Annotated in this window: 21 protein-coding genes and 1 tRNA gene; 6 read left to right on the forward strand and 16 right to left on the reverse strand. The window is 44.8% G+C overall.

The features are described from left to right. Nucleotides 1-109 precede the first annotated feature (109 nt). The 7 genes from HY200_10060 to HY200_10090 all read right to left on the reverse strand — a co-directional run bounded on the left by HY200_10060 (nt 110) and on the right by HY200_10090 (nt 4,836). Complete coding sequence (locus tag HY200_10060; protein MBI3595289.1) at nt 110-397, reverse strand: HU family DNA-binding protein; 288 nt, start codon at nt 395-397, stop codon at nt 110-112. A gap of 118 nt (nt 398-515) precedes the next feature. After that, nucleotides 516-1,736, reverse strand: coding sequence for a tyrosine--tRNA ligase (locus tag HY200_10065; protein MBI3595290.1), 1,221 nt, complete (start codon nt 1,734-1,736; stop codon nt 516-518). After that, entirely contained in the window at nt 1,723-2,046 is a 324-nt protein-coding gene (locus HY200_10070) for a helix-hairpin-helix domain-containing protein (GenBank protein ID MBI3595291.1), read from the reverse strand. The genes HY200_10065 and HY200_10070 overlap by 14 nt, the downstream gene beginning before the upstream one ends. A gap of 67 nt (nt 2,047-2,113) precedes the next feature. Next, a complete protein-coding gene (gcvH, locus tag HY200_10075) occupies nt 2,114-2,509 on the reverse strand; it encodes a glycine cleavage system protein GcvH (protein ID MBI3595292.1) in 396 nt (131 codons plus the stop codon). Nucleotides 2,510-2,556: 47 nt separating this feature from the next. Beyond that, nucleotides 2,557-3,984: a hypothetical protein gene (locus tag HY200_10080; GenBank protein ID MBI3595293.1), complete on the reverse strand. Its 1,428-nt coding sequence runs from the start codon at nt 3,982-3,984 to the stop codon at nt 2,557-2,559. Continuing rightward, a complete protein-coding gene (gene ndk, locus HY200_10085; GenBank protein MBI3595294.1) occupies nt 3,974-4,393 on the reverse strand; it encodes a nucleoside-diphosphate kinase in 420 nt (139 codons plus the stop codon). Before ndk ends, HY200_10080 begins: the two co-directional genes overlap by 11 nt. A gap of 71 nt (nt 4,394-4,464) precedes the next feature. After that, a complete protein-coding gene (locus HY200_10090) occupies nt 4,465-4,836 on the reverse strand; it encodes a 6-carboxytetrahydropterin synthase (protein ID MBI3595295.1) in 372 nt (123 codons plus the stop codon). 129 nt (nt 4,837-4,965) lie between these two features. Between HY200_10090 and HY200_10095 the strand changes: the two genes are divergently transcribed. From HY200_10095 to HY200_10105, 3 genes are read left to right on the forward strand one after another with little or no spacing between them, the layout of a single operon-like run. After that, the gene (locus HY200_10095) at nt 4,966-6,453 is read left to right on the forward strand and encodes an N-acetylmuramoyl-L-alanine amidase (protein ID MBI3595296.1); all 1,488 of its coding nucleotides are present in this window, start codon (nt 4,966-4,968) and stop codon (nt 6,451-6,453) included. A gap of 33 nt (nt 6,454-6,486) precedes the next feature. Next, nucleotides 6,487-7,233 carry a tRNA pseudouridine(38-40) synthase TruA gene (gene truA, locus HY200_10100; protein ID MBI3595297.1) on the forward strand — a complete coding sequence of 249 codons (747 nt, stop codon included), beginning with the start codon at nt 6,487-6,489 and terminating at the stop codon, nt 7,231-7,233. Nucleotides 7,234-7,247: 14 nt separating this feature from the next. Then, entirely contained in the window at nt 7,248-7,796 is a 549-nt protein-coding gene (locus HY200_10105) for an SRPBCC family protein (GenBank protein ID MBI3595298.1), read from the forward strand. Between the two features lie 25 nt (nt 7,797-7,821). Here HY200_10105 and HY200_10110 read toward each other — a convergent pair whose 3' ends face one another. The 8 genes from HY200_10110 to HY200_10145 all read right to left on the reverse strand — a co-directional run bounded on the left by HY200_10110 (nt 7,822) and on the right by HY200_10145 (nt 13,995). Continuing rightward, on the reverse strand, nt 7,822-8,265 hold the full coding sequence (locus tag HY200_10110; GenBank protein MBI3595299.1) for a J domain-containing protein: 444 nt from the start codon (nt 8,263-8,265) through the stop codon (nt 7,822-7,824). Between the two features lie 143 nt (nt 8,266-8,408). Next, nucleotides 8,409-8,876 carry a peptide-methionine (R)-S-oxide reductase MsrB gene (gene msrB, locus HY200_10115; protein ID MBI3595300.1) on the reverse strand — a complete coding sequence of 156 codons (468 nt, stop codon included), beginning with the start codon at nt 8,874-8,876 and terminating at the stop codon, nt 8,409-8,411. Nucleotides 8,877-8,938: 62 nt separating this feature from the next. After that, a complete protein-coding gene (locus HY200_10120; GenBank protein MBI3595301.1) occupies nt 8,939-9,418 on the reverse strand; it encodes a hypothetical protein in 480 nt (159 codons plus the stop codon). A gap of 39 nt (nt 9,419-9,457) precedes the next feature. Beyond that, nucleotides 9,458-9,712, reverse strand: coding sequence for a hypothetical protein (locus HY200_10125; protein MBI3595302.1), 255 nt, complete (start codon nt 9,710-9,712; stop codon nt 9,458-9,460). 246 nt (nt 9,713-9,958) lie between these two features. Next, the gene (locus tag HY200_10130; protein MBI3595303.1) at nt 9,959-10,495 is read right to left on the reverse strand and encodes a hypothetical protein; all 537 of its coding nucleotides are present in this window, start codon (nt 10,493-10,495) and stop codon (nt 9,959-9,961) included. A 135-nt stretch (nt 10,496-10,630) separates the two neighbouring features. Continuing rightward, nucleotides 10,631-10,706: transfer RNA gene (locus tag HY200_10135), tRNA-Thr, on the reverse strand. Between the two features lie 101 nt (nt 10,707-10,807). Beyond that, a complete protein-coding gene (locus HY200_10140) occupies nt 10,808-13,333 on the reverse strand; it encodes an ABC transporter permease (protein MBI3595304.1) in 2,526 nt (841 codons plus the stop codon). After that, nucleotides 13,333-13,995: an ABC transporter ATP-binding protein gene (locus HY200_10145; GenBank protein MBI3595305.1), complete on the reverse strand. Its 663-nt coding sequence runs from the start codon at nt 13,993-13,995 to the stop codon at nt 13,333-13,335. The genes HY200_10140 and HY200_10145 overlap by 1 nt, the downstream gene beginning before the upstream one ends. 91 nt (nt 13,996-14,086) lie before the next feature. Here HY200_10145 and HY200_10150 point away from each other — a divergent pair, with 91 nt between their 5' ends. Further along, entirely contained in the window at nt 14,087-14,725 is a 639-nt protein-coding gene (locus HY200_10150; GenBank protein MBI3595306.1) for an arylesterase, read from the forward strand. A 40-nt stretch (nt 14,726-14,765) separates the two neighbouring features. On the opposite strand, the gene HY200_10155 is transcribed toward HY200_10150, so the two are convergent. Beyond that, a complete protein-coding gene (locus HY200_10155) occupies nt 14,766-15,179 on the reverse strand; it encodes a hypothetical protein (GenBank protein ID MBI3595307.1) in 414 nt (137 codons plus the stop codon). A gap of 219 nt (nt 15,180-15,398) precedes the next feature. Here HY200_10155 and HY200_10160 point away from each other — a divergent pair, with 219 nt between their 5' ends. Further along, the gene (locus HY200_10160; GenBank protein MBI3595308.1) at nt 15,399-15,758 is read left to right on the forward strand and encodes a rhodanese; all 360 of its coding nucleotides are present in this window, start codon (nt 15,399-15,401) and stop codon (nt 15,756-15,758) included. Between the two features lie 30 nt (nt 15,759-15,788). Further along, nucleotides 15,789-16,010, forward strand: a 222-nt coding sequence (locus HY200_10165; protein MBI3595309.1) for a hypothetical protein, incomplete at its 3' end; no start/stop codon positions are given.

Genomic DNA, 16,010 nt, shown 5'->3' on the forward strand with positions numbered 1-16,010 from the left:
TAAAAAAGAATGGGCGTATTTTCATACGCCCATTCTTTTTGGATTAAACGCTTTTGGCCGTTTCTCAAAAAATCTATGATAAAAATTAACTTCTCAAATAATGCTGCGGTTATCTCTTTCCCAAGACTGCATCTTTCGCAGCTTTCGCAATCCGAAATTTCAGAACTCTCTTGGCGGGTATCTTGATTGCCGCGCCGGTCTGGGGGTTTCTCCCCATTCTCGCTTTCCGGTTTACCACAACCAGTTTTCCAACTCCTGGAAGCGTGAACGCATTTTTTGCTTCGCGATAAGCAAGTCCCACGAGCTCCTCGAGAGCTTCATTCACCTTCTTTTTGGAAAGATCCAGTCTTTTAGATAGATGATCCAGGACTTTTGATTTGGTCATAGACTTTGCCATAAAACCTCCACATTGTTATTATTAATCGTTCGATGATTCCGCTGTCCGGCAATATTTTCTAATAAAATAAGGATTTTATAAAAAAAAGCAAGATAAAAATCAAAAACAAAAAAAACATCTAAGCATCGATCAGACGCATAAATCCCTTTTTTCCAATCTTTATCCGAAATTCCTGTCCGCTCTTTTTGAATTCCAGTTTGAAAAACGGATCGGTCATCCGGATCGCGTTGATCTCTACTCCGCCCTGTTCTATCAAGCGCCTCGTTTCACTATTGCTCCTGGTCACTCCCTGTCTAACCAAAAGTGAAACCAGGGGAACGAATCCATCCCCGGTTTCGTGAATGAACTCTGAAAGCAAAAGAGCAGGAAGGTCCTCCGGAAACTCTCTTTGACTATATTTCCCGCTAAAGTCTGTTGCGGCAGTTACGGATACTTCCTGGCCATGATACCTGCTCACCAGTTCCCTAGCGAGTCTTTTTTTGGCTTCCATCGGATGAAGTTTCTTTAATTCTTCCAGTGGTTCACTCGTCAAAAGTTCATAATATTTCCACATCACCGTGTCATTAATCGACATCACCTTGCCATACATATCTGTAGGGGACTCTGTCAGGCCGATACTGTTTCCGTAGGATTTGCTCATTTTTCTAATTCCGTCCGTTCCTTCCAGCAGAGGCATCGTCATCACCACCTGGGGTGCTAGGCCATATGATCGCTGCAAATCACGTCCGACCAGAAGATTAAACTTCTGATCCGTTCCCCCGATTTCGATATCTGCTTTCAACGCAACAGAATCGTAGCCCTGGATCAAAGGATAGAGAAATTCATGGATTGAAATCGGCTGATGAGCTAGATATCTTTTCTGAAAATCGTCCCGTTCCAGCATTCGCGCAACACTGTAATGAGCGCTCAACTGAATAAGCGCCTCTGAGGACATGTTCCCCATCCATCGGCTATTGAACTCAATAACTGTTTTTTCGCGATTTAAAATTTTAAATGCCTGTTCCTGATACGTTTCCGCATTCTGCAATACCTCTTCCTTCGATAAAGCATTACGCGTTTCGGATCTTCCGCTGGGGTCGCCAATCGTTCCGGTAAAATCGCCGATCAGAAAAATAACAACGTGACCCAGCTCCTGAAAGGCTTTCAATTTATAGAGCAGAACCGTATGACCAAGATGAAGGTCCCGGGCAGTCGGATCAAATCCCGCTTTGACTCTGAGCGGTTTCTTTAGCCGAATAGATTGTTCGATCTTTTCAACAAACTCCTCTTTCTGTATAATTTCGACACAGCCCCTCGAAAGGAAATCGACTGCCTTTTTTACTTCATCATTGTTTTTCATGTTGATCGTCTACCGTGATGAAAGATTTCATTTTCTCAAATTTCAGAGTTCCAATACCCCTCACCGCCATCAACTCTTCAATGGCATGAAAAGTTCCGTGTTTCCTCCTGAATTCGAGAATCCTCTCTGCGGTCTTTTCTCCCACACCAGGCAATCGTTTAAATTCCTCCAAGGAGGCCCGATTAAGATCCAGTTTCGTGGCGTCTGCGTCCAGGTCCGTTTCTTCGGGTCCATTCCACTTTTCGTTTGGAAAACCGTAATGACTCGTCTCCGGGCGCCAGCTTATTAGAGATCGTTTTTCCGAAAGCATGTTTTGCTGAATTGCGATGGCCAAACCCGCGGAGAGGAAAAGCAGGCATATTTTAAAAAAACGCTCCTTATTCCTCCTCTTCCTGCCCTTCCCGAATGAATTCATTGTACTCTTTGTGGTCCATTAAATTGTCCAGTTCAGCAGGGTCTGACATCTCGATGACAGCGATCCAACCGGCGCCGTAAGGATCTTCATTCAACCATTCCGGTCTTTCGACGAGTTCTTGATTGACTTCAATAAGGCGGCCGCTCACGGGTGAGAGAACCGGAGACGTCGTTTTAGTCGACTCAATTTCGGTAATTTCATCCTCAGCGGCCAATTCGAGATCAACCTCAGGCAACTCGATATAGACGATATCTCCCAGAGATTCTTGCGCAAAATCCGTGATGCCGATAACGGCTCTTTTCCCCTCTTTCCGGACCCACTCATGATCGGTTGAAAATTTCAAATCCTCATTTTTCATGAAACCCTCCAAGGATGATAGTGATATAGTTGCGTTTTCATTATAAATTAATTTCCTGCTTTCACGATATTTGCCAGATCGTAACCTCTTTTGATGAGGGACGAATGAATCAGAAAGGGGGTGGCCAGGTGTGGAAAAAAATAAAATGACTTTCCAAGCAAAATCACCGGACAGGATTTCTTCCGCGGATTTCCCGCTTTTCGGATCGCTTCCTGCGGGAAAAAGCTGGGATACTTTAATTCCGGCTGGTTCAACAGGATTCCGGAAAGACGAAGATGATTTTCCGCAAAGGGCATTAACCAGACCAGCCGTTCTTCAATTTCTTTTGCCAGTTCCTTCTCATTGACTTCCGGTCCGCCAGAATCGACCGGACATTGAACCACCAACCCTCTTTTGGATGAGCTCTGTTTGACTTCCTTCGAATTTGAAACTTCCTTCTCTGCCATGGAAAGATAGAGAAAATTAAATTTTTCCAGAGGCAATTGCGGGTTTCGTTTAAGGATCAGAAAATCAGCCATCGAAGTTGGAATCATCATTTCGTCCAATTCAAAAAATAACTGAAAGATTTTGTTTTCTCTTTCTCCCTGAAGATTTCCGTTTCGGGGATTCCAGATCAGACAATCGCAACCGATCCCTTCTCTTCCCTGGAACTCGATCCCGGCAATTCGTTTCTTTTCAAACCTCAGGGAGTTCGGCGTCAGGGTTAAGACCTCTCCCTTATTCTCCTTGATGATCTTTAGGAAGAGTTCACTCAATCCAGATAGGCTTTTGGTTGCTACAAGGGGGTCATGGCTGATGAACTGGAGGAGCCTGAATAATTCAAGCGTGGAAATATTTTGAAGCGTCTGACCCGTCTGAAAAATGACCAGCGCGTTAAAATAGGCTATTCCGTCTTCATCGAGCCCGCATTCCTGGCAGAATTGGGCCGCATTCTTGACTCGAAGCCGCGCAACCTTGAATCGATACCACAACCAGTCCGTAAGCGGACGAAGCCAGTTTTCTTTGTTTAAGGGTGGGATGCCCTCGTCATATAAATAAGGAGTCAAGACCGGAATCCATGAATCCATTTTTTCAAGAAAATGCTTGAAAGTCAGAACCCTTTCTCCAAAACCCGCTTTCAAATTGGACAAAGTCTCATTCCGGTCAGAATAGATCGTAAACCGGAATTCAGGAAAAATAATTTGGAGCCAGGCTGAGTTTTTCCTGAAAAGGTCATTGGATCTGCGAAGCAATGACAACGAAATCCCCAATTCGCTAAAGATCCTTTCGACCGGGCTATCCCTCTCGAAACCGACAGAAAGCAAGGGCTGCGGAAAGGGAGAAAAGAGTGGTTTCTCTTCCCGTGCCTTTTCGTCCAGAAGAACGGTTACTTTTTTGCCTCCCCTGGCAAGAACCGCTCCGGCGACAAGACCGGAAAGTCCTGTTCCGATAATGATGGCGTTGCTTCTTACGGCAAACTTGACGCTATTGGCCATTTAGTTCCAGAGTATTAAAAAAATAGGGAAGTTCATAAAGTGCTGAATCCTTTGAGTCGGAACCATGTACGACATTTTCTTCGATGCCGCCGCCGAGATCCCCTCGAATGCTCCCTTTCGCCGCATCTTTCGGATTGGTGGCTCCCATAATCTCTCTGACTTTTGAAATGGCATTTTCTCCTTTAAGCGCCATCGCCACAATAGGACCTGAACTCATAAACGTGGTCAGGTCGTTGAAAAAGGGGCGGCTTTTATGAACCAGGTAAAAACCTTCCGCTTCTCTTTTGGTCAATTGAAGCATTTTCAAACCGACCACACGCAGTCCTTTCTGTTCGAATCTTCTGATTACCTCTCCCACATTATTTTTTTTTACGCCATCCGGCTTAACCAATGAAAGCGTGATTTCCATATTCTTCTTTTCCTTCCCGATTTTTTAAACGTTAAACCAAGCCCGGTGCGATCAGAACGACCCGAATTACGCTAATCTTCAAAATAGGTCGCCGAAAGTCCCTCTTCCTCAGAAACGACAATTCGGGACACTTCCATGTCATCGCTATCGATTCTTTTTGTCAGGGTATCGTAAAGCCATTTGGATAGATTCTCGCTCGTCGGATTAATTTCTGTAAACGGAAATACTTCATTGATAAATGACCGATCGAGCGGATCGATCAGTGAACGAAGTTCTTTTTTAAGCTGATTAAACTCGATTGAGATGCCGGAAGAGTTCAGATCTTTACATAAGACAAAGAACTGAATCTTCCAGTGATGACCATGAATTTTTTCCGATTTGCCCTGCTGGTTCCTCAATTTATGGGCGGCGGAAAATGAATCCTCCACCATGATTTCAAACATGCTATCCCCTTTTCAAAATTAATCCTACAAAATATCTGAAATACAGCACTGAGTCAAACCTAAATTCTCAAATAATTTGACAACAATCCGCCATTGATATAATTTTAAAAGGGATTTCAAGGAGTTTGAGTGAAGCGTTCCGTCATTGCCTTACCGATACGTCATTTAGTCCTATTATTTTTTTTTAGTTCACTTTTTTCTGGATCCAGCCTGGCAGATGAGGTTTCAGCCCCTTCTCTGCCTCTCTCGAAATTAAGATCTTGCGACATTTCTGTTGCCAAAGCTCTCCCCAAGAAAAAGAGTTCCTACTGGCGGGCTTGTATCGCAGTGGCTAAAAAGCGCTATTATCACGAGGCCCCGACTGAAGCGATCCGGATGGAGGCTATTTCGGAACTGATTGACTTCTATCATCGCTTAGGGAATATTTCGGCGAATCCGTCAGACCGGAATAAAGAAGATTACTGGCGAAGACTTCAGTCGGAAGGTCTTGCGAGAAACCCTGTCTCCGCCCTGCCCAACACCGTTGTCAATTTGCGCCATTCCCTCCAGGGCAAACACTTAAGAGTTGTTCTTGACCTGCAGGACAGAGCTATTTACGAGACACATGAAAATAGAGAGGCCAATCTGCTCCAGATCGATTTTGTAAATGCAAAAATCAATGCAAACCTTGAGAAGAAATCCTACACGCTAGGAAGGAAGGAGATGAAGGCGGAATTAGAGCCTCAAGAACAAACAACCCGCCTTTCCCTGCTCAATATTCCGTACGATCGTTTCCATATTTCGCAGTTGAATGATCCCCATCGATGGGTCATCGATTTCCAGCTTTCAGAGATTCAAAAAGTTGAAAACACTCCCCATGATCAACCCCCCCTAACACCTTTTCCCAAGAAAACCGTAGAGGATTTTAATTCTCACAATCAGGGGATTCGCAAAATTATGATTGATCCCGGGCATGGAGGGAAAGATCCTGGTGCGGTCGGGCTCGGAGGGTATTCAGAAAAGGAAGCTGTCCTCGACATCGGCCTGCGTTTGAAGGTACTTCTTTTAAAATCGTTAAAAGTCGAGGTTATGATGACCCGTTCCAACGACGTTTTTATTCCTCTGGGAGAACGTACTAAGATGGCCAACGAGGCGAATGTTGATCTATTTATCTCGATTCACGCCAATTCATCACCCCACAGGACGACACGAGGGGTTGAAATTTACCTCCTCGGCAAATCTTCAGACAAGCGGGCGCTGAGAACCGCCGCCCGGGAAAATAATGTTTCAGAAGAAGAGGCCAGCCAGCTGGACCAGAATCTTGTATCGATAAAAAAGGATCTTTTTCAGGAATATAAAAAAGGGGAGTCCCTGGAATTGGCCCATGCCACCCGATCTTCCTTTATGAACCGGCTTAGGCCTTCCTATCCGGTCGTAGACCTGGGTGTTAAAACGGCCCCATTTTATGTCCTGATCAATACATCGATGCCAAGTATTCTGGCGGAAGTTTCGTTTATCAGCAATCCAGCAGAAGAACAACGGCTTAAAAACAGATCGTACCGCCAGCTGATGGCAGAATCGCTCCTTGAAGGAATTACGAAGTTCATCGCGGCCAACTCGAATCCCTCTGTTTTTTAAAATCCCTATTCGGGCTAAATACCTGAAATTGACATGCCCAATATTAAATTAACGATTGCTTACGACGGATCCCGCTACCATGGATGGCAGACTCAACCTAACGTGGTCACGATTCAGGAAGTTCTGACCCATGCCATTGAAACGATTACCGGAGGAGAGAAAATTCGATTGACCGGCGCCGGAAGAACAGATGCAGGCGTTCATGCAATAGGACAGGCAGCCAATTTCAATTCAGAAAAATTGTTATCGGAGAAAAAGTGGAAAACGGCGCTTAACGCGCTCCTTCCGTACGATGTGTCGGTGAACCAGGTTGAAATTGTTCCAAAGGCTTTTCATGCCCGCTATTCCGCTAGAAGAAAAAGTTACATTTACTTGATCGGAAAAGATCGATCTCCCTTTCTTTTTAAGAGAGAGTGGACTATTTTTTATCCACTTAATCTGGTTTCCATGAGAAGAGCATTGAATGATCTAATCGGACAGCATGATTTCACCTCTTTCGCTTCTTCACTGTCGGAATCTGATTCGAAAATATGTCACCTGTTTAAGGGAGAAATTTTAAGAGAAAAGGATTCGATCCGGATTCGGTTAACTGCAGATCGCTTTCTGACGCACATGGTCAGAACCGTTGTAGGGACTCTGGTGGAAGTCGGCACCGGAAAGAGGAAGCCCGGAGAGATCAAAACAATTCTGGCAGCAAGAGATCGGACATTGGCGGGCAAAACGGCTCCGCCTTATGCCCTTTATCTTGAAAAGGTTATTTATCCGAAAGAGTTTTCCTGATAATGGGGCAAAAAATGTTTTTTAACTCCGCAGTTCTTTTTTTTGGAATAACCCTCTTCTGCCTATCAGCGTCAGCGTCAGATGAATCGGTTGATCTGGAATTTACCCAAACTAAATGGCCCATGACACTCACTGCCCAGATTTTGGTTCCCGCCCCTCCTGAAAAGGTATGGAATACTTTGACGAATTACGATCACCTAGCCGATTTTTTGCCCGGGATGGAATCGAGCCGAATCGTTCGCAGAACCGAAGATCAGATTATACTTGAACAGATCAGCCGGAACCGTTTCTTATTTTTTAGAAAAAAGATCAAAATTATTTTAAATATTTCTGAGAAGAAAGATCGTGAGATCTCTTTCTACAAAATCGGGGGAGATATGGAACTCTTTTCAGGAAAGTGGATCTTAAAACAGGTTGAAGAGGGGAAAGGCACCCTGCTGATCTATATGCTCAAATTCAAGCCCGCATTCTATGTTCCAAGGTGGGTCATTCGGTATACCCTCGAACACGATATTCCGGACCAACTTCGAATCATCTCAAGACAATCTGAATCTTCGGGTTGAAAAGGGATCCGATTGAACTCTGATTTTAGTAGCGAATAGACAGAAGAAAAAAGTAAATCAAGATAAAGGGGGCCATAAATGGAAGTGCCAGGATGATCAGCATAATTCCCAATTCAACCATGTCAAAAAGAAAGTTTAACGAAGGATAGGGAGTCCAAATTATCTTTCGGTGGCCTTTTCCCCTCGCTCTGGCAAATCCAAAATTAGCTTGAAGACCGCCTTTTTGAAAAAGAAACGGACGACGACAGGTTTTTCGGTCGTATTCTGCCCTTAAAGCTGGGTCCGACAATATAAAATAGGCCTCGGAAATATCCTGGAAAATACTTTTTGCTTTTTCTTCCGATTCCTTTTCATGATGAATATCGGGGTGGAACTTGCGCGCAAACAAATAATAGGCCTGTTTTATTTCAAGCGTCGTCGCACCAGGCCTTACATCAAGCAATTTATAATAATCGATATACTCCTTCATAGACCACTCGCAGAGTGACTGAAGAACATCCGGTCGCCTTCGACCTCACCTTTCTATTATCTCATCTTGGACCAAGAATGCCAATCATGAAGTCGATCTTGGACTGACTGTTTTTTAGGTAAAGCGGGGATCCGAACGAAAGTTTATTTGGACGGTTTAAAAATGAGCGCGGCGGAATTGATGCAGTATCTCAAATAGGTTGGAGCGGGGCCGTCATTAAAAACATGCCCCAGATGCCCGCCGCATCGGGAACAATGAACTTCGGTTCTGGGATAACCGAGTTTGAAATCGGTCCTGGTGCCGATGGCATCCGAAAACATCGGCTGCCAGAAGCTAGGCCAGCCGGTTTGACTATCATATTTGTCTTTCGAGGAAAATAAAAGGAGATCGCAGCCGGCGCAGTAGTAGCTCCCCTTTTCTTTATTATCGTGGTATTTGTTTTCAAAAGGAGGTTCTGTCCCCTCCTGCCGGAGAACCCGATACTGCTCAGGCGTAAGGATCTTTTTCCACTCTCCATCGGATTTGACGACTTGAAACGATTTAAGGCTCTCTGCACCAATTGCCCGAAATGAACGGAACGAAAACAAAAAAGTCCCCGCCAGGGAGAGCATCAACCATTTAATAAGGGTTCGTCTGCAGACTGGCGCCCTAAGGATTTCCGGATCAAGAATGTTCATTTCTTAGATCCTAAGAGCTTGTCTATTTCTTCCCCAGTGAGGGTGTTCTTGTCAAGAAGTCCTCTTGCTATTATTTTAATGTTTCGTTTTATATTTCCCGACTCCAACCAATCGCCTAGCTGATCCAGATAACTATCATAATTGTCTAACCCAAGTCTTAATGCCAACGAGGAAGCCTTGTCGTAATCTTCTCCTTGAGCGGTCAGATCAAACTCTCCGGTAAACAATCCTTCTGCCTCAGGTCCTGCCAGACAAATCAGAATCTCTTCTTCATATAATTTTGTCCATTTTTCATATTCATCCGGATCCTCTATTGCATTTAGATCCGGAAAATCTTCTAAAGACTTTCCTTGATGAAAACCCAAGAAGTTTCCTTCAGGCTCAATGGTGATCTTTAAGGCTATCTGATTGAAATGGTGGCTTAGGACGGCGTGGCCGGCCTCGTGGTAGGCTAATCTTTTCCGATCTAGATTCATGTAGACCATTTCAAAGAGATCAATTCGAATTTGCTCATTTCATGAAACTTCCAGCCACTTCGCGACCCATTCTAAAAGCTCTGCCCTATTTTCTGGCCTTTCGATTACACCCTGTTTTTCGTTTTCCCTAATTATTCGTTCAAAGTCTATCTCGTCCGTATTTAATATTTCTTCAGACATGCATTTATCGCAAAGGCCCTTAATAACTCCATGCTGTTTCCCAATAATCTGTTTCACATTTCTGGTAAAAAAGGCAAATTGACATTTTAAACAGAAAGCTATTACTGTCTCCATGGATTCCCCTATTTAAACCACCGTCAAATTATCAGGCCCATAACTGTAGTAATCAGGGTTAGCATAACATTAATTAGGGTCACCCATTTTTCCTGCTTCCATAGACGTTTGGCTGAAAACTTTTCCCCATGATCCGCCATTCAAATCGCTTCTCAATGGCGCATGGTCCCTTTCACGGCGTTTAGATTACCCAAGAGCCGGACAAACCAATAAAGGGAACTCTTCATTTTATTGATATCATTCAGTCTACACATCCTTTACGGAGTATTTCTCTTTAAATTCCTTAAGCCATCTTTCCAATATGGCTACGTATTGTTGAAAGGCCTGAATAAGTTCGGACGGATGAGATCCATCAATCTTGAAAAAGTACTGCGGTATATTAATCGAAATAAAAAAACCCAAATTGGGATCAATACTAAAGAGAGCCGGGGCTGGAATTACATCGTATTCCGGACCAATCGGCGAATGGACAGTCCTGTCTTTCTTTTCAAATTCCGCCCCTGAACTCTTAGTTTCATTATTGCGTTGGTTTATTATTTCCTGACAAAGAGAACGCTCCTGAGGTGACAAGCTCTTTTCGAATACTGGAAAAAACTCGTCATATTCCTTTTTTGCTTCATTTTGCAAATATATCGTAACGCTACGTCCGGCACTTAGGAACGCGCTTAAATAATGTTCAAATGCTTCCGGATGGGCTTCGGTAGGGTGGCGGTGGACAGCAATAAGATTATCCAAAAAGAATTTCGTTTCTCTCAATTTTTTTTCGGTCTTGGAAATTTCCATCAAAAGATCTACTGTTTTCACATCTGACCATATATTTATTTTTTAATGCTGTCTACAAGGCGTTCAAATGGAGAGATTCCAAGGAATGGACAATTCTGGAATGTTTCGTAACTAATTGTTTTTACTACTAAAAAATGGAGCCGATGAGTGGAATCGAACCACCGACCTGCTGATTACGAATCAGCTGCTCTGCCAACTGAGCTACATCGGCCTTATGAATCAGGGCTAACCTTATTGGTACCAGACTTCAGAATAACAGTCAACAGGATTCAAGAATAACCCTGTATTCTAACAGGATTTTTCAACAACCTGCTAGTTCTCTCTGAGGAGTTCCATCGGTTTTCTTTGTGCAACACGCCCCGTTATCCAATAGCTGATGACGATCGTCAGCAAAACAGTTGCCATCACGACCGTCGGAAAAATAACAAAAGGCATTTTCCATTCTATCTCCAGAATATATTTTAAAAATACAATGGCAAGGATTGACCCCATGACGACGCCAATCGTTCCGGCAATCATTCCGAGAAGTGCATATTCCGCAATAAACATGTGTGAAATCTTTCGCCGAGTGGCTCCGAGTATTTTAAGGATAACCGCCTCTTTTAGCCGGAAGTATCGTGTGGCCGCCATCGATCCGGCAAGGACCACCCATCCCGCTCCTACAGTAAATCCTCCCATAAACTGAACAGCCAAAAGGATTTTTCTCATGATATCCTTGAGGGTGTCGAGAATATGCCTCACGTTGATCACCGTCACATTCGGAAAAAGAGCAACGACTTCTCCCTGATAGGCCAACTCCTGATTGAGTGGTGCTCGTGAGGTGGCTATGTAGGTCACTCCCTTTCCTTTGAAAGCATGCGGAGTGTAAATCACAAAGAAATTGGTTCGCAGATTTTCCCAGTTAACCCTCCGGATGTTCGTAATCACGCCTTCGACAGGCGACCCCTGAAGGTCAAACGTAAGGGTCGAGCCGATTCCGACGCCGAGATGGCGGGCTAGATCTTCTTCGATCGAAATCAGATCCTTTTCTCTTCCCTCTTCTTCGCTCCACCATTGACCCTGGATAATCCGATTCTCTTCGGGAGCCTTCTCTTGAAAGGTCAGGACATACTCCCTCTGAAAGTACCACTGCTGATTACTTTTTAGTTGAGCAAGCGGTGAGCCGTTGACCGCATAGAGCCTTCCCCGAAGGATTGGATTGAGATCATGCCCCGCCGGGAATCCCCATTCACGGTATCTGTTTTCGACGAGGTTTTCAAACGGGCCAACCTGATTGTTTTGGATATCGACAAAGAAAAAAGAAGGGGCCCGCTCCGGAATATTGGAAGTCACCTGTTGAATCATACCGGCCCGGATGAACAATATGGCGGTCACCACAGTCGTCCCAAGACCGATCGACAAAATGACTGACTGGACAAACTGGCCCGGGCGATGCAGATTGGCGACCCCGTATCTGATCGCAAAGGAGGCGGGACGAAGATATTTGATTCCTTTAAGCAACAACAGGACTGCGAGCCTGAGCACAAGTGCCGAAGCAAGGAAAATTCCTAGAAAGAGCGCTCCTCTTCGAATATCTTCCGCTACCCAGAAAACAAAGAAAATTGACCCCAACACAATGAGAATCACCGTGATCCATCGGCGAACCCCCTTGATTGCCCGGGTCGGTGGAAGAATCTTATCGCGGAGGATAAGCGATGGAGAAAGATCCATTATTCGATAAAGGGGAATGATTGAGAACAGGAGGATCACTCCTATTCCGGCAAGAACTCCTTGAACAATGGGTATGAATGGAAAAACATACGACCCCGCCTGGGGAATCATTCCTCGAAGAGTCCCTTGAAATAAGGCATGGATGCCAAGCCCGATGGAGATGCCGAGTGATGCACCTGCAAGACCCATGATCAGAGACTGGATCAGATAGATCGTAAAGAGCACGCGAGAGGTTGTTCCCAGGCATTTGAGAATACCCATCGTTTCACTTTTTTCTTTCACGTAAGCGTGGATGGAATTTCCAACCCCGATCCCGCCAATAAAAAGTGCCACCATTCCCATCAAACCAAGATAAATGGTCAAATTATTGAGAAAACGGCGAAGCCTTGGCTGGGCCTCCCGGTAAGATTCCACAGTGGCTTTATCTCCGGTCAATGCCTCTTTGAGCTCCTCGAGAAGGGGAACCGGGCTGAGGGTGTGAGGGAGCTGGAGCAGATATCGATATCGGACTCTGCTTCCAGGCTGAATCAGGCCAGTCTCATTAAGGGAAGATTCGGAAATGAGAATTCTTGGCCCCATACTAAAGGCTTCGGTCATCCGGTCAGGCTCTTTCTGAATCACTCCTTCAATGACCAATTCGGACTGACCAAGCTGGATCTTTTCACCCTCCTTTAACCCAAGCTTGGCAAGAAACGAGCTTTCAACCCAGGCCTTTCCGGGCGAGGAAAAAGAGGACAAAACTCCCGCAGGCTCGAGAATCAGGTCCCCATAGAGTGGATATTCCGGACGTACGGCTTTCAGTTCGACTAGCTGGCTCTCCTTGCCGCCAGGTTTTCCTGCCATGGCAATCAATTCATAGACCAGAGTCTCCCGGATCCCTTTCTTTTCGAGTCCCTTGATGTAATCGTAACCCTGAGCTGAGATCGGATGGCTCATCTCGATTTCGATGTCTCCTCCCAGCAGGCTTTTGGCCTCCCGCATCATCGAACGCTCTACCTGGTTTGAAATTGCCCCGACCGTGACGATTCCGGCCACACCAAGAGATATGCAGAAGATAAAGAACCCAAAACGACGCCATGAAGATCGAATTTCCCTCCAAACCATCCGGATGATATAAGAGAAGTTCATCACGAGAGCTCAATCCTTCCATTTCTAAGCTTGATAACCCGATCGGCCAGATTCGCGATGTCCGGATCGTGGGTCACCCAGACCATGGTATTCTTCTCTTTCCGATGCAAAGCGATCAAAAGATCGACGATCTTTTTTCCGGTATCCTCATCCAGATTTCCAGTCGGTTCGTCGGCTAAGAGAATGGGGGGATTGACTGAAAACGCTCTGGCAATGGCAACACGCTGTTGCTCTCCTCCCGACATCTGGAGCGGAAAATGCCCGGCCCTCTCTAGGAGACCCACCTCATTTAAGAGTGACTGCGAACGGGCGGAAATGTTCATTTCTCCGTTCAACTCCATCGGCACTGAAATATTTTCAAGAGCGGTTAGGTGAGGAATCAGCTGGTAGGACTGGAAGACAAGACCGATCTGTTTCCCCCTTAATGTGGTTAGTTCATCTTCATCCAGCAGTCCCAAAGCACGGCGATCGATCTCAATAGTTCCTGATGTGGGCCTGTCGAGGCCTGCCAGGAGCCCTAAGAGCGTCGATTTGCCGCTTCCGGAGGGTCCCATCACCGCGATAAACTGACCTTGCCCGATTTCCAGATTGATATGGTCTAAAATAGTCAGCACTTTTGAACCGCTCTTGACTTTCATTACAAGCTCTTTAACCAAAATCATAAGCCATTCCTGCGACTATAAATAATTTGAGATGAGAGAAAATGTTCTATGTTATTATACACAAACTAATGGATGGTTGAATCATTACTTCATGAGAAACATTCTAAAACATTTCGGTGGCTTTATTCTAATTTTGACGACCATAGCCACTGCCCGGGGAGATCAAAATTTCATTGAAAAATCTTCCCATCTCATCGTAGCGTTTGGTAATAGTCTGACGGCTGGTTACGGTGTGACTCCTGATGAGGCTTATCCGGCACTTCTGGAAAGACGGTTGCGGGAGAATCATTTTTCCTATCGCGTTTTGAACGCCGGTATCAGCGGAGAAACAACCAGTGGGGGGCTCTCACGAATAGACGAAGTGATCCGGCATAATCCTGAGATTGTGATCCTGGAACTGGGAGCCAACGACGGTTTGAGAGGTGTCCCGTTAGGCCTGATCGAATCCAATTTGGGCAAAATGATAGGAATTCTGCAGAAAAGGAAGATCAAGGTATTGTTGGCAGGAATGAAACTCCCTCCTAATTATGGAGCGGATTATACGGATGGATTTCATCAAATGTATTTTCGCCTGGCCAAAAAGTATCGTTTGAAATTGATACCTTTCTTACTTGAGGGAACGGCTGCAAAGGAGGGTTTGAATCAGGCGGATGGGCTCCACCCGACAGCAGAAGGTTACAAAATTGTATTGGTCAATGTCTGGAATTACCTGGTACCTTTACTTCGGTAGGTGATTTTGACACCCGGCTGCCTGAAGCAAAAAATCCCGCTTACTTCGGAAACTCGAGTTTACTAACAAAGGCTTGAACAATATACACTTTCAGATTGTTGGAATTCGCATCGTGTGGAAAGAGAAAAAATCCTAACCTGCCCGGCGAAAATCCCTGAGTATACCCATACAGAATCTCCCCATCCTTGAAATGGATCATCGCTTTCTTCCCATATTGAGACTGGCTCGATCCCTCAAAGCCGCTGGGCGCCTGGTATTCTTTATTCCCTTTATAATCCTTTACAAAGAATACCGCTTTCACCTGAGTTAAGGAAATTTCGACAGGCACCGGAAAGGATTCTCCGTCTGTCTGGTTTAAATGGAACCGGTCCTTATTGGGGAAGAAATCCTGGGTCGTTCCCTTAAGAACCTTTCCATCCTGAAACCGAACCACAATTCTCTGACTTAGATCCATAGAAATCCCGCAAGATCAGGTTCCTGATTCCGTAACATTCAGATCTAATTCTACCACTTTTTGGGATATTGTCAGGTTGCTCTTATCAAGGCTGAACAGGTCTTTTTTCGTTTTCCTTCTCTCATCAGCCAGTTTTTGGTATAATAAATTGTCGTTTGACTCCAATCCTGTATATTCAGTACTATCAGGATTGCAGATAGATGAAATAAGGAGTCTCGCATGTTTGATTTTCAAGGACGATTTGCAGCGCTTGGAGGCGAAGACAATTTAAGTGCCGAAGAGATTAAGAAAATGATCGCTGACGGGAACTCTTTAACCATTCTGGATGTCCGGGAGCCATGGGAATATCAGACCGCTAAAATCGAAGGTTCTGTTTTAATTCCGCTTGGACAGTTAGAAAAGAGAAAAGACGAATTGGATCCGGAAATGAAGATTGTCTGTCTCTGTCATATGGGTGTACGAAGCTTTAAAGCGATGAAATATCTGCAATCGTGCGGATTTAAGAATGTTAAGAATATGGCAGGTGGAATTGAGGCCTGGTCGCTGAAAGTCGATCCGGCTGTGCCTCGATATCGTTAACCGGATTTATTCATATAAAAGGAATCTTCCATGTCAGCACAAAAATTTATGATCGGTGAAGAGGTTTTTGACGGTTGTCCTAAAGTCCTTTTTGTCAATAATGAACCGTTAATCAGTTTTGAAGTGGGGAATAATAACCAGCTGGTTATTAATGCTACCTCTTATAACAAGGACGGCAAAAAAATTGCCCAGGTTGCAAAAAATGTCATGGTCATTAACGATAATAATGAAAATCAGATCGTGATCCAGCCA

Source organism: Nitrospirota bacterium (genome assembly GCA_016194305.1).
Classification (GTDB): Bacteria; Nitrospirota; Nitrospiria; order JACQBW01; family JACQBW01; genus JACQBW01.

Bases quoted from the DNA above. Each gene is read 5' to 3' on its own strand.
- HY200_10060 (MBI3595289.1), bottom strand. From the start codon at position 397: ATGGCAAAGTCTATGACCAAATCAAAAGTCCTGGATCATCTATCTAAA.
- HY200_10065 (MBI3595290.1), bottom strand. From the start codon at position 1,736: ATGAAAAACAATGATGAAGTAAAAAAGGCAGTCGATTTCCTTTCGAGG.
- HY200_10070 (MBI3595291.1), bottom strand. From the start codon at position 2,046: ATGCTTTCGGAAAAACGATCTCTAATAAGCTGGCGCCCGGAGACGAGT.
- gcvH (MBI3595292.1), bottom strand. From the start codon at position 2,509: ATGAAAAATGAGGATTTGAAATTTTCAACCGATCATGAGTGGGTCCGG.
- HY200_10080 (MBI3595293.1), bottom strand. From the start codon at position 3,984: ATGGCCAATAGCGTCAAGTTTGCCGTAAGAAGCAACGCCATCATTATC.
- ndk (MBI3595294.1), bottom strand. From the start codon at position 4,393: ATGGAAATCACGCTTTCATTGGTTAAGCCGGATGGCGTAAAAAAAAAT.
- HY200_10090 (MBI3595295.1), bottom strand. From the start codon at position 4,836: ATGTTTGAAATCATGGTGGAGGATTCATTTTCCGCCGCCCATAAATTG.
- truA (MBI3595297.1), top strand. From the start codon at position 6,487: ATGCCCAATATTAAATTAACGATTGCTTACGACGGATCCCGCTACCAT.
- HY200_10105 (MBI3595298.1), top strand. From the start codon at position 7,248: ATGTTTTTTAACTCCGCAGTTCTTTTTTTTGGAATAACCCTCTTCTGC.
- HY200_10110 (MBI3595299.1), bottom strand. From the start codon at position 8,265: ATGAAGGAGTATATCGATTATTATAAATTGCTTGATGTAAGGCCTGGT.
- msrB (MBI3595300.1), bottom strand. From the start codon at position 8,876: ATGCTCTCCCTGGCGGGGACTTTTTTGTTTTCGTTCCGTTCATTTCGG.
- HY200_10120 (MBI3595301.1), bottom strand. From the start codon at position 9,418: ATGAATCTAGATCGGAAAAGATTAGCCTACCACGAGGCCGGCCACGCC.
- HY200_10125 (MBI3595302.1), bottom strand. From the start codon at position 9,712: ATGGAGACAGTAATAGCTTTCTGTTTAAAATGTCAATTTGCCTTTTTT.
- HY200_10130 (MBI3595303.1), bottom strand. From the start codon at position 10,495: ATGGAAATTTCCAAGACCGAAAAAAAATTGAGAGAAACGAAATTCTTT.
- HY200_10140 (MBI3595304.1), bottom strand. From the start codon at position 13,333: ATGAACTTCTCTTATATCATCCGGATGGTTTGGAGGGAAATTCGATCT.
- HY200_10145 (MBI3595305.1), bottom strand. From the start codon at position 13,995: ATGATTTTGGTTAAAGAGCTTGTAATGAAAGTCAAGAGCGGTTCAAAA.
- HY200_10150 (MBI3595306.1), top strand. From the start codon at position 14,087: ATGAGAAACATTCTAAAACATTTCGGTGGCTTTATTCTAATTTTGACG.
- HY200_10155 (MBI3595307.1), bottom strand. From the start codon at position 15,179: ATGGATCTAAGTCAGAGAATTGTGGTTCGGTTTCAGGATGGAAAGGTT.
- HY200_10160 (MBI3595308.1), top strand. From the start codon at position 15,399: ATGTTTGATTTTCAAGGACGATTTGCAGCGCTTGGAGGCGAAGACAAT.